Source organism: Pseudorhodobacter sp., from assembly GCF_030452865.1.
Classification (GTDB): domain Bacteria; phylum Pseudomonadota; class Alphaproteobacteria; order Rhodobacterales; family Rhodobacteraceae; genus Pseudorhodobacter.
Genome location: NZ_JAKDLJ010000081.1, coordinates 1 through 11,484, shown reverse-complemented (window position 1 = coordinate 11,484; position 11,484 = coordinate 1). Strand labels below are relative to the sequence as shown.

Genomic DNA, 11,484 nt, shown 5'->3' with positions numbered 1-11,484 from the left:
CCGGGGCAAGCTGATCCTGCCCGGCCTCATCGACGCGCATGGCCATGCCGGGCACTGCCTTATCCGCTCAATAGCCGTGGATACCAACCCGCTTTGGATGAAGATTGTAACTCCGGTCTATTACCACTACACCACGCGCGAATTCTGGTACGCGGACGGGCTTGTTTCGGGTTTGGAGCGATTGCAAGCAGGCGTCACGACTTCACTCAGCATCATTTCCTCGATGCCGCGCAGTGATGACCCGGAATTCGCCATCCAGCACGCGCGCGCCTACGCCGAGATCGGGCTGCGCGAGGTGGTGAGCGTCGGCCCTGCCGGCCTGCCCTGGCCGCGCAGCGTGACGCGGTGGGAAACTGGCAAGCCCGTGCCGCACTCGGTTTCCTTTGCGCAGATGATGGACGGCACCGAGGCGGTTATTCAAAGCATCCACGGCGCGGGCAATGGCAAAACCAGCGTCTATGTCACGCCTTTCACCATCGTTCCATCGCTTGACCCGTCGAATATGTCCAGCCCCGATCAGGCGGTATCGCTGACCAAGGATGACCGCGATCAGGCCCGCGCCGTGCGCGAACTGGCGCGGAAATACGGGGTTCGGCTGCATTCCGATGCCTTCGCCGGACAAATCCGACTTGCGTTTCAGGACAAGGAAAACGCTTTGCTTGGCCCCGATATCCATTTGCAACATTGCTGGGGAATTTCGCATGAGGAGATTGATATCCTTGCGGAAACCGGCACCCATGTCACCCACGCGCCGCCCGGCCGTTCGACCCCGGTGATCGAGATGATGGCGCGCGGGGTCAGCCTTGCCCTCACCTCGGACGGAACCGCGCCAAGCCGTTATTTCGACATGCTGCAAACCGCGCGTAATTTTCAGTCAACCCAGCATGTTTTGCGCAACCATGACCGCTATTTCTTTCCACCCGGCAAGGTGCTGGAAATGATCACCATCGACGCCGCCCGCACCCTGGGGATGGAGGCTGAAATCGGCTCGCTGGAACCGGGCAAGAAAGCGGATATCGCCGTGATCGACATGAACCAACCGCATCTGACGCCGAACTGGTTGCCGGCTCATCGCTTGATTCATCAAGCCACCGGCGGCGATGTGGAAACCGTGATGGTGGATGGTGAGATGTTGATGGAAAACCGGAAGGTTCTGCGGGTGGATGTCGATGCCGCGCTGGATCTGGGCAACGCAGAGGCGCGGGCCTTGGTTGCGCGCGGCGGCTTGCAACAACATCTGCACGCGCCCGGTTGGGGGCAGGTGTATCGCACATTTGAAACACGGGTCACATTGCCCGATCTGCCAGTCTGAGATTTCGCAGCGACAAGCCGGTTTAACCGAAAACCTGCCGCAGATCACGCAGCGAAGTATCCTCGGTTTCCAGATCGAGGTCATCTTCGATGTGTTGCAGATGGTCGTGCAGGATGGCGCGGGCGCCTTCAAAATCGCGCGCCTTGATCCTGGCGATCAGAGCGACGTGTTCATCGGGGCCGCAATCATGCAACTCCGTGCGGCGATAGATGACTGAAATCAGTGAACTGCGGGAAATCAGGTCGTGCAGGATGCCGTGCAAGAAGGTGGAGCCGGAAAGCTCCGCCAGCAACAGATGGAACCCGCCCGACAGTTTGATCGTGGCTGACCGGTCCTGACGGCTGGCGGCCTCCCGCTCCTTGGCGGTGTGGCGTTCGAGTTGCATGATCTCGTCATTTGACACACGGGCGATCACATGGCCAATAATTCGGTCTTCGATCTGTTTGCGGACGTGAAACACATCCCGCGCCTCGTTAATATCAGGCTCTGCCACAAAGGCCCCACGATTGGCCACGATTGTCACCAACCCGTCACTTTCCAGCGCCGACAGAACCTGCCGGATCCGCGCGCGCGACACGTCGAAAACTTCGGAAAGCTCCTCTTCCTTCAACCGGGTGCCGGGGCGGAGTTTCTTTTCAGCGATGGAAAGCCAGATCCGTTCGCAAATCTCTGCCGTGGTCGTATGCCGCGTGTCTGATGCCTGATACATTATGATCCCTCTGCTGTATAAGACTTCTTTCGATTGCATCGCAAAGTCAATTCAAAGGCCATATAGAACTTGACTACAAAATTGTAGACAATATTGTCAATATGTAACGACATAGGGTTTGCAAGCGCATCGGATTGCGTTTGACCTAGAACGGCAAAGCAAGTCTTGCAAGGAATATCATGGACTTCAACTTTTCCCAGATGGAGGCGGCTGATAGATACCGGCTGCTGACCAATTTTGTCGGCCCCCGCCCCATTGCGCTTGTCTCCACCCGTTCCGTTGAAGGGCAGAACAACGCCGCGCCCATGAGCTTTTTCAACGTGTTTTCCCATGACCCGGCGATTGTGGTGTTGGGCATTCAAACCCGCCCTGACGGGGAGGAGAAAGACACGCTGCGCAACATCCGGAAGACGGGTGAATTTGCCGTGAACATGGTCGATATGGCGCTGGCCGGAGGGATGCTTGTCTGCGGCCTCGGCGTCGAACCGGATATCGATGAAATCGCGCTGGCAGGGTTTGACAGCATTCCTGGCACCCAGATCGCTGCACATTGGGTCGCGCAAGCCCCCTGCGCGATGGAATGCCGGGTAGAGCGGTTGATCGACTACAACCGCCGCGTGATTGTGCTGGGGGAAGTCGTGCATATGCATGTGCGGCGCGACTGTCTGGATGCCGAAGGGCATTATGTCGACCCCGCCGTTTATCAGCCCATCGCGCGGCTTCATGCCGATAATTACATCACCTCGGATCGCCAGTTCGAAATGCCTTCTCCCGGCCTTGCATCGGTGCAGGGGCGTCTGGCCAAGAAGGAAGCGTAAACCATGCGGATTATGGTTATCAACCCGAACTCTACCGCCTCCATGACCGCGCAGATCCGCACCAGCGCCGAAGCCTGTGCTTTTGTCGGCACCGTGATCGAGGCGGCAAACCCCATCGGCACACCGCGCAGTATCGAAGGCTATAGCGATGAGGCGCGCTCCGTTCCCGCCATGCTCGACCTGATCGAGGACGGTCAAGCGCGCGGGGCGCAGGGCTTTGTGATTGCTTGCTTCGATGACCCTGGCCTTGCAGCGGCCCGTGAAGTGGCACGCGGTCCGGTGGTCGGCATTTGTCAGGCCGCCGTTCAGGTGGCGACAACCATCTGCAACCGCTTTTCCATCGTGACCACCCTGCCACGCTCGGTGCCCATCATCGAGGATCTGGTCGCCGCTTACGGTGCATCATCACGCTGTCAATCAGTGCGCGCGGTGGATATGCCGGTGCTTGCGCTGGAGGCGGAGCCTGTGATCGCCGAAGCCCGCCTGCTGCGAGAGATTGAGGCCGCGCGCGACATCGACGGCGCGGAAGTCGTCATCCTCGGCTGTGCCGGAATGTCGGAACTCTGCGAGCGACTGGCCCTGAAATCGGGGATGCCGGTGATTGACGGGGTGGTCGCAGCGGTCAAGCTGATTGAAGGTTTGATTGGCGGGGGGTATGCCACTTCCAAGCGTGGCAGTTACAATTTTCCACGCGACAAGGGCAAAGACGAAGACAGCTTGCACTGCCCCGCCATCACCGCATGAAAAAAACCCGCTGCAAGCGGTGCAGCGGATTCTCTGGGTTTTCCGGTTCCATATTGCCCCGATCAGGCAGGCACCGCCAAAGCTGCCATGCTTTCCGCGACGCGGTGGCACGCGACGCGGCTGCCACCCGGATAGGCCCGCATTTCCGGACGCTCCACCTTGCAGCGGCCATCGGCGAGCGGGCAACGGGTGTGAAATGTGCATCCCGAGGGCGGGTTCATCGGGCTTGGGACTTCGCCAGCAGGCGCCTCACGTTGACGTTTGGGATTGCGGACGTTCGGGATGGTTTCCAGCAGCATGCGGGTATAGGGATGCTTCGGATCGGCAAAGAGCTGCTCGGTCGCGGCCTGTTCCACGATGCGCCCCAGATACATTACAGCGATCTGGTTGGACATATGGCGCACAACGCTCATATCATGGCTGATGAACAGATAGGTCAGGCCCATTTCATCCTGCAACCGACGCATCAGGTTCAGGATTTGCGCCTGAACCGACACATCCAGCGCTGAAGTCGGCTCATCACAGACCAGAAACTCCGGCTCCCCCGCCAAGGCCCGGGCGATGGAAATGCGTTGCCGTTGCCCACCGGAAAACTCATGCGGGAACTTGCGGCCATCATTGGGCGAAAGCCCCACGGTGGTCAACAATTCGGCCACGCGGCCGGCAATCGCGGTCGTGCCTTTGCGCAAGCCAAATTCCCGCAACGGTTCCGCGATGACGTCAAACACCCGCCAACGCGGGTTCAGGCTGGCAAAAGGGTCTTGAAAGATCATCTGCGCCGACAGCGGCGCGCCGGTTTTGCCCGCGGAGAACTTGATTGTCCCACTGCTGGGGCGGTAAAGCCCAGTCACCAGCCGCGCCACGGTGGATTTGCCGCACCCGGATTCGCCGACAAGGCTGAGGCAGGAGCCAAGTGGCACCTCAAAGCTGATATCATCCACGGCACGCAAGAACGCTTTTGGCTTGCGTTCGATCACCCGGTTCAACCACGGGGCCGAGACATCAAAATCGCGGGTCAGATCAACAACGGAAAGGGCTATGGTCATGGTGTCGTCTCCATCGCTTTCAGCCAGCAGGCACTTTGGCCGCTGCCGCTCGGCATCAGCTCGGGGCGTTCCACACGGCAGCGATCCATCACTTTCGGGCAGCGCGGATTAAAGGCACAACCTGCCGGAATTGCATCAAGCCGCGGCATGGAGCCGTCGATCTGCGTCAACATCGGCACCCGTGCGCCCAAAGCCGGGATCGACCCCATCAACCCCGCCGTATAGGGATGTTGCGGGTTGGCAATGACTTCGGCCACGGGGCCAACTTCCACCAAGCGCCCGGCATACATCACCGCCACACGGTCAGCGGTTTCGGCGATAACACCCATATCATGCGTCACCAGCATGACCGCTGTGCCGTGATCGTCACAGAGTTTGCGCAAAAGCGCAGTGATCTGCGCCTGGATCGAGACATCAAGCGCCGTCGTCGGCTCATCCGCTATGATCAGTTTCGGGCGCGCGGCCAGGGCAAGCGCGATGACAACCCGCTGCCGCATCCCGCCGGAAAACTGGTGCGGGTAGTGATCCACCCGCACATCTGGCGCGGGAATACCCACTTCGGTCAGCAGCGCAATCGCCCGCGCCCGCGCCGTTTTGCGGTCAAGGCCCAGATGCAGGCGGATGGTTTCAACCAACTGTTGCCCGACCGAAAACAGCGGGTTGAGAGAGGTCAGCGGATCTTGAAAAATCGCACCGATTTCCTTGCCGCGCACCTTTTCCATTTCACCGTCGGTCAGCGTGTCAATCCGCCGCCCGTCCAACCTGACCTCACCCCCAGACACCCGGCCCGGCGGCTCCAACAACCCCTGAACTGCAAGTCCGGCCATGCTTTTGCCGGCCCCCGATTCACCGACCACGCCCAAAATCTCACCCGGTTGGATCGAGAATGAAACATCGGCCAGCGCCGTAACCGTGCCGTGGCGACCGGGAAATTCGACACGCAAGGCTTTGACGTCAAGGATCGGGGTCTGGGTCATGTCGGGCCATCCGTTTGCAAGGGGTAGCTTGGGGGGAACAGGTCGGACACCGGTGGATGATCCCAACTGCGGTCAGGATATTTCGCCACCAACCCGTCATATTGCGCCTGCGCCCGGGTTTGCGCCGCGACCATATCCATTCCGGCAACCGCGCCCGCCCGCATTGACAGCCGCCCGGCCACAAACACGGCGCGGGTGACTTTGCCCGACCCGCCCGCAACCAGCGTTGTGATCGGATCAATCGCGGGCGTCATGATCGCATCATCCAGACCAAAGACCGCGATATCGGCCTGCGCGCCGGGGGCGAGGCGACCCAGATCATCTCGGCCAAGCGCCCTGGCCCCGCCAAGCGTCGCCGCATCCCACATATCGGCCGCACGAACAGCGGTAGGGCTGGCATCAACAATCCGCGCCGCCATCAACCCGGTCAGCAGGTTCAGCAGCATATCGGGCGGTGTGGTGTCGGTGCCCATCGCGATATTGACCCCCATCGCCTTGACCTTGCCAAAGGATCGCAGAGCCGAACCGCTGCCGCGCGCTGACACCAGCGGGCAATGCACAATGCTGACACCGTGGTCTGCGTAAAGTCGCAGGTCGGTTTCGGTCGCGTTGGTCGCATGGGGCGCGATCAACCGATCACTCAGCAACCCCAACTTCGCCAACCATTCCGGCGCGGTGGACCCGTGCAACTTTTGCACCACGTCGCGTTCCATCTGGCCTTGCGCCATATGCAGCCGGAACTTGCAGCCCAAGTCACGCGCGGCAGCATCGGTTTCGCGCAACAGTGCTTCGGTGCAGGTTTCCACCCGGTCGGGCGCGAGCATCCCACGCACCAACCCGTCAAAACGCCCATCCTGTTCGCCGATGAAGGCGATTGCATCGGCCAGCCCTTTTAGCCCCCGCGCCTCATCAAACACCGGCTCCATGCGGGTGGGCGCTTCCAGCACCATGCCGCCCGCGCGATAGGCCGGGGACAGGTATACCCGCAGCCCAAGTTCGCCAGCGGCATCCGCAGCGGCGGTGAATTCCGCAACCGTTTCGCCCCATTCACGGTAGAATAGAGATGCGATGGGGGCGGCCGTGGTGATCCCGTTCAGCAACAACTGGGCAAAGGCGAAACGCTTTTGAAACGCCAGTTCTTGGGGCGAATACATTTCATAGGGGCCACTGGTCACATAAGAACGCGGCCAGACCCGGCCTTTGGCCCAACCGGGGTGATGGTCGATGCCCAAGATTGTCGTGTCCAGATCGGACAGCGCGTCAAGATCAATCAGGCCCGGCGAAATCAGCGAACGACCCAGATCAATCCGCCGCGCAATCTCTCCCGCAAAGCGATGGCCGACGAAAATCACGCGGTCGGCTTCAATCACAACCTCACCTTTCGGCAACAGCCGGTGCCCGTCCGGCCCGTGTCCCAGCACCCAATCGGCGGTCAGCAAAGTGCGCCCAGTGGGTTGCGCGCCAAGTTTCAGGGTATCCAACCCGGTCATGGCATCACCACCCCATCCACGCACAGTTTGCCGCCGCGCGCCACCACGCGACCGGCTTTGACAACCATCGGGCGCGCAGCCTGTTCAACGACCGCATGGGCCAGGGTTTCCCCCGCAACCAAAGTCAGATCCGCGGCCGCACCAATGCCAAGCACATGCCCGACAACCCCCATCGCATCGGCCCCGCCGGAGGAAGCGGTGTGCAACAGCATCTCCAACTCATCATCACGGCGCATCTTGTTTTTCATGCCGACAATGCGGGCGCGATCCATCATATCGGGCTGGCCCCACGGCCCCCATGTGTCGCGGATACCGTCACAGCCGATGCCAACCTTGACTCCCGCCGCCCGCAACGCTTGCAGCGAAGGACAGCTTGCCGAAGGCGCACCGGTGGAGAAGATGCGGATATCCAACGCCGCAACCTGTTCGATCAAATGCGCCACGCGCGCCTGATCCGGCATACCCAGACAAAACGCATGCGAAACGCCGACCAAGCCGGACAGCCCATGCGCGCGGGTGCGTTCCATGATCATTTCCAGCGTGAAAGCGCCCAATTCGCCGGGTTCATGCAGGTGAATGTCAATCGGCTTGCCATGCTTGACCGCCAGTGCAAAGGTCGCATCGAGTGAGGCTTTGGGGTCGCGGTCAAACGAGGACGGGTCCAGCCCACCGACCACATCCGCGCCATTGGCAAGCGTCGCATCCAGCAACTCATAGGTGCCGGGGCGCACCATCAGACCCGATTGCGGGAAAGCGACAATCTGGATATCCACCAGCCCTGCCAGCGCATCGCGCGTGCGGATTTTACCTTCGAGCAGGGTCAAGCCGTGATCGGTATCAATATCGACATGGCTGCGGATATGGCTGGTCCCGGTCTCTATCAGTTGGATCGCGTGCCGCATGGATTGGCGATGCACGTCCAGACCCAACGGGACGCGTTCATTCCGTTCATTATCCACCAGATTTTGCAGCACGCCACCCTTGCGCCCCGCATACCACGGCATCCCCCAAACCGTCTTGTCCAGATGGGTATGCGCCTCCACCAGCCCCGGAATGGCAATCGCGCCTTTGGCATCCTCCACCGCCGCGCCGCCGGGTTCCAGCCCTGCACCAATGGCCGCAATTCTGCCGTCACGGATCAGCAGGTCGCAGGCAGCAGCCGCCATCGGGCGCAGGTTCTTGATCAGCAGGTTCGACATTGGATTACCTCAGTTTCGGGTTCAAGGCGTCGCGCAGCCAGTCACCCAAGACATTGACCGACACCACGATAAAGCAAAGCTGGACAACCGGGAAAATCACCACCCACCAGACGCCGGAAAACAGGAACTGGTTGCCAAGCCGGATCAGGGTGCCAAGGCTCGGCTGGCTGACGGGCATACCGATGCCAAGGAAGGACAGTGTCGCCTCGGTCAATATCGCCAACCCGAAGTTGAGCGTTGCGGCCACCATGATCGGAGTCAGCGTGTTGGGCAAGATGTGATAGAGCATGATCCGCCGCGACGGCACTTTCAAAAGCTGCGCCGCCTGCACATATTCCTTGTTGCGCTCCACCGCGGTTTGCGCCCGCACCATCCGCGCATATTGCACCCAACCCGACAGCGTGATTGCGAGGATCAGCACGCCTGCCGCCCCCACTTCGCGCAACTCCGGCGGTAGTGCCTGCATCGCCATGGCGGACACCAGAATCGCGATCAGGATCGTCGGAATGGATAACAGCACATCGCCAATCCGCATCAGGATATTGTCGATAAATCCGCCAAAATACCCCGCCATGAGACCAAGACTAAGCCCCACAGCAAGTGACAGGATCACTGAACCAATGCCGATCAGGATCGACACCCGCGACCCGTAAAGAATGGCCGACAGGATATCGCGGCCCTGCGTGTCGGTGCCGAGCAGGAACGGCATTTGGCCATCTGCCGTCCAGATCGGCGGAATCTCGGAATTCCACAGTACCAGCTCCGCCGGATCATAGGTGTTTTGCGGCGCAATCAATGGCGCGGCAAAGGCAGTAACGATCAGAAACACCAACACCGCGGCGGCGATCATCGCCGATGGTTTATGCGTGAACGACCACCACAGATCACTGGACCGCAGGCGCGCCCACCGTCCTGGCCTTGGCAACGGTTGCGCCGGGTTGGCGCTGGCGATCCGGTCACGGGCAACGGGGCTTGACATGGGCTTTTCCTCAGCGGGTTGCATTGCGCAGGCGCGGGTCGATCAGCGCATAGGTGATGTCGACAATCGTGTTCAGCACCACGAAGATAAAGGAAATGATGCACAGATATGCCGACATCACCGGGATATCTATGAAGGTCACCGCCTGTATGAACAGCATCCCCATGCCCGGCCATTGGAACACGGTTTCGGTGATCAGGGCAAAGGCGATCAGCGCGCCGACATTCATCGCGGTCATGGTGATCACCGGCATCAGACAGTTTTTCAGCGCATGGCGGAACTGGATGCGCCAACGTGGCACGCCTCTCGCCCGTGCAAATTTGATGAAGTCGGAGCGCATCACCTCCATCATCTCGGCCCGCACTAGGCGCATGATCAAGGTGATCTGATAAAGCGATAGCGAAATTGCAGGCAGCACCAGCGCTATGCGGCCCGAATGGGTCAACAACCCCGTCGACCACCAGCCCAGTTGCACCACTTCACCCCGGCCAAAGGCAGGCATGATGCCAAGCGTCACCGAGAAAACGAGGATCAGCAGGATTCCGACCACGAAAGACGGCAGCGAGACCCCGACGATGGAAAGGAATTGCAAGGTTTCCGAATGCCATCGCCCGCGATGAATGGCAGTCAGAACGCCCAAAGGAACCCCGATCAACAATGACAGAATGGTTGCAACCAGCACCAATTCCATCGTCGCAGGGAAACGCTCGGCGATCAAACCCAGCACCTCTTGCCCGTTGCGGAACGAAATGCCGAAATTCCCCTGCGCGGCATTGACGACAAAGCGCACATATTGCGTGATGAAACTGTCATTCAACCCGAGGCTTTCGCGCAACCTGTCGCGATCGTCTTGGGTAGACATTTCGTTGACCATCAACTCCACCGGGTCGCCCGCCACCCGAAAGATCAGGAAGGCCAGAAACGCCACTACCAGCATTACCATGACAGCATTCAAAAGCCGCTTTATGATGAAAACGAGCATATCCGCGCACTCCGCTTGGGCTGATTCAGGGATGTTTCGGACTGGACCGCAGGAATGTCGGCCTCTGGCGACGTGAACCGAACGAATGTCGTGTCCGCATCAAGCCCTCCGGGATTCCTCATGTCGCCGTCCCCCCTCGTTCTCACTGAAATTTCAACATTGTCGATCATTTTGTCAACCTTTTTGTTGACATTATAGCCGCGAGATCTTGCTTCTCTGCATTTTGCATTGTGTTTCAGTTGGATAGGCCGACGATGAATGCAAAGTTGGCGCGCATGGATTCCTGATGCAACGACGCGCGGGCAATTCCTCCATCCATCAACGCCAGCGATTCAGCGGCTTGCGGATTGGAAGCGCCGGGTTCTCAAGCCTTCAGATATATGTCAGAACAGATGCAACAGGGAAAACCAAAAAAGCACATGACAACCACACCACCCCCGATACCGACGATCTCGGTACGCCAGAATGAAATACCCGGCCTCTCGGCCGCGTATCGCATCAATACCTATCCGGTGGCGGTGCGGTCCTGGCGGGAAACCGAAGCGGGCGGGTTTGCAGACCCGGACAAATTCCCGCTGACATGGACTGTATATTTCATGGTTGATGGCCAATGGGCGCAGCTTCTGAGCGCGCGCGGCCTGCGGCGGGAGTGGAGCAGCCTTGACCGGTTGGAGAAGTGGCTGCGCGCCCTGGGGTTCCGCTATTTCTGGATCCGCAATGATATTGAGCCCGCCGACGTGATCGAAACCGCCAGCGGGCTTACGTTGAAGTGACGCGCGATCAGGTCGCGGAGGGTTCCGCCGTATCGGAATGACCGGAAATCAACTCCTGCATCACGATATGCCCTGCCTCACCCGGATGGGCGACCTTGCTCCAAAGATAGAAGCCGACGCCAAGCAGCGCCCAACCGCCAGCAATTGCCCATTCATAAGGCCAGACCAGCGCCGCCGGGCTGCCTGGCATGTAAAGCAGCACGATCCCCACAGCGAGCACCAGCGCACCCCAGCCGACAATCGGATGGCTGACCCGGAACGGGCGCGGCATGTCGGGTTCTTTACGGCGCAGGACAAGAAATGACCCCGCGACCGCCGCGTAGGCGACCACAATGCCAAGCCCGCCCGCATCAACCAGCCAGACCAGCGCCTTGCGCCCGAACAGTGGCGCCACGATGGACAGCGCGCCGACGAACAGGATGGCGTTGACCGGTGTGTTGTAGCGTGGCGACATC

At 60.1% G+C, this 11,484-nt stretch carries 12 protein-coding genes; 4 read left to right on the top strand and 8 right to left on the bottom strand.

Translation table 11 applies throughout. The features are described 5' to 3' along the window. Positions 1–1,312: amidohydrolase family protein (locus L0H65_RS07060; protein ID WP_301458132.1), on the top strand; the 1,312-nt coding region annotated here is incomplete at its 5' end. Positions 1,313–1,334: 22 nt separating this feature from the next. Here the strand turns inward: L0H65_RS07060 and L0H65_RS07055 are convergent. Beyond that, positions 1,335–2,021, bottom strand: a complete 687-nt coding sequence (locus L0H65_RS07055) for a GntR family transcriptional regulator (RefSeq protein WP_301458131.1) — start codon at positions 2,019–2,021, stop codon at positions 1,335–1,337. A 179-nt stretch (positions 2,022–2,200) separates the two neighbouring features. Here L0H65_RS07055 and L0H65_RS07050 point away from each other — a divergent pair, with 179 nt between their 5' ends. Together L0H65_RS07050 and L0H65_RS07045 are read left to right on the top strand one after the other, a co-directional pair. Continuing rightward, on the top strand, positions 2,201–2,839 hold the full coding sequence (locus tag L0H65_RS07050) for a flavin reductase family protein (protein ID WP_301458130.1): 639 nt from the start codon (positions 2,201–2,203) through the stop codon (positions 2,837–2,839). Between the two features lie 3 nt (positions 2,840–2,842). Continuing rightward, entirely contained in the window at positions 2,843–3,583 is a 741-nt protein-coding gene (locus L0H65_RS07045) for an aspartate/glutamate racemase family protein (protein WP_301458129.1), read from the top strand. Between the two features lie 62 nt (positions 3,584–3,645). Here the strand turns inward: L0H65_RS07045 and L0H65_RS07040 are convergent, their stop codons facing one another. From L0H65_RS07040 to L0H65_RS07015, 6 genes are read right to left on the bottom strand one after another with little or no spacing between them, the layout of a single operon-like run. Next, the gene (locus tag L0H65_RS07040; protein ID WP_301458128.1) at positions 3,646–4,629 is read right to left on the bottom strand and encodes an ABC transporter ATP-binding protein; all 984 of its coding nucleotides are present in this window, start codon (positions 4,627–4,629) and stop codon (positions 3,646–3,648) included. Then, the gene (locus L0H65_RS07035; protein WP_301458127.1) at positions 4,626–5,606 is read right to left on the bottom strand and encodes an ABC transporter ATP-binding protein; all 981 of its coding nucleotides are present in this window, start codon (positions 5,604–5,606) and stop codon (positions 4,626–4,628) included. Before L0H65_RS07035 ends, L0H65_RS07040 begins: the two co-directional genes overlap by 4 nt. Continuing rightward, entirely contained in the window at positions 5,603–7,096 is a 1,494-nt protein-coding gene (locus L0H65_RS07030) for an amidohydrolase family protein (RefSeq protein ID WP_301458126.1), read from the bottom strand. Before L0H65_RS07030 ends, L0H65_RS07035 begins: the two co-directional genes overlap by 4 nt. Next, on the bottom strand, positions 7,093–8,295 hold the full coding sequence (locus L0H65_RS07025; RefSeq protein WP_301458125.1) for an amidohydrolase family protein: 1,203 nt from the start codon (positions 8,293–8,295) through the stop codon (positions 7,093–7,095). Before L0H65_RS07025 ends, L0H65_RS07030 begins: the two co-directional genes overlap by 4 nt. A 4-nt stretch (positions 8,296–8,299) precedes the next feature. Then, on the bottom strand, positions 8,300–9,274 hold the full coding sequence (locus L0H65_RS07020) for an ABC transporter permease (protein WP_301458124.1): 975 nt from the start codon (positions 9,272–9,274) through the stop codon (positions 8,300–8,302). A gap of 10 nt (positions 9,275–9,284) precedes the next feature. Continuing rightward, positions 9,285–10,256 carry an ABC transporter permease gene (locus L0H65_RS07015; protein WP_301458123.1) on the bottom strand — a complete coding sequence of 324 codons (972 nt, stop codon included), beginning with the start codon at positions 10,254–10,256 and terminating at the stop codon, positions 9,285–9,287. 419 nt (positions 10,257–10,675) lie between these two features. On the opposite strand from L0H65_RS07015, the gene L0H65_RS07010 reads away from it, so the two are divergent. Further along, positions 10,676–11,029, top strand: coding sequence for a hypothetical protein (locus L0H65_RS07010; RefSeq protein WP_301458122.1), 354 nt, complete (start codon positions 10,676–10,678; stop codon positions 11,027–11,029). A gap of 7 nt (positions 11,030–11,036) precedes the next feature. On the opposite strand, the gene L0H65_RS07005 is transcribed toward L0H65_RS07010, so the two are convergent. Then, positions 11,037–11,484: amino acid permease (locus L0H65_RS07005; protein ID WP_301458121.1), on the bottom strand; the 448-nt coding region annotated here is incomplete at its 5' end.

Bases quoted from the DNA above. Each gene is read 5' to 3' on its own strand.
- L0H65_RS07040 (WP_301458128.1), bottom strand. From the start codon at position 4,629: ATGACCATAGCCCTTTCCGTTGTTGATCTGACCCGCGATTTTGATGTC.
- L0H65_RS07030 (WP_301458126.1), bottom strand. From the start codon at position 7,096: ATGACCGGGTTGGATACCCTGAAACTTGGCGCGCAACCCACTGGGCGC.
- L0H65_RS07050 (WP_301458130.1), top strand. From the start codon at position 2,201: ATGGACTTCAACTTTTCCCAGATGGAGGCGGCTGATAGATACCGGCTG.
- L0H65_RS07015 (WP_301458123.1), bottom strand. From the start codon at position 10,256: ATGCTCGTTTTCATCATAAAGCGGCTTTTGAATGCTGTCATGGTAATG.
- L0H65_RS07045 (WP_301458129.1), top strand. From the start codon at position 2,843: ATGCGGATTATGGTTATCAACCCGAACTCTACCGCCTCCATGACCGCG.
- L0H65_RS07020 (WP_301458124.1), bottom strand. From the start codon at position 9,274: ATGTCAAGCCCCGTTGCCCGTGACCGGATCGCCAGCGCCAACCCGGCG.
- L0H65_RS07025 (WP_301458125.1), bottom strand. From the start codon at position 8,295: ATGTCGAACCTGCTGATCAAGAACCTGCGCCCGATGGCGGCTGCTGCC.
- L0H65_RS07055 (WP_301458131.1), bottom strand. From the start codon at position 2,021: ATGTATCAGGCATCAGACACGCGGCATACGACCACGGCAGAGATTTGC.
- L0H65_RS07010 (WP_301458122.1), top strand. From the start codon at position 10,676: ATGACAACCACACCACCCCCGATACCGACGATCTCGGTACGCCAGAAT.
- L0H65_RS07035 (WP_301458127.1), bottom strand. From the start codon at position 5,606: ATGACCCAGACCCCGATCCTTGACGTCAAAGCCTTGCGTGTCGAATTT.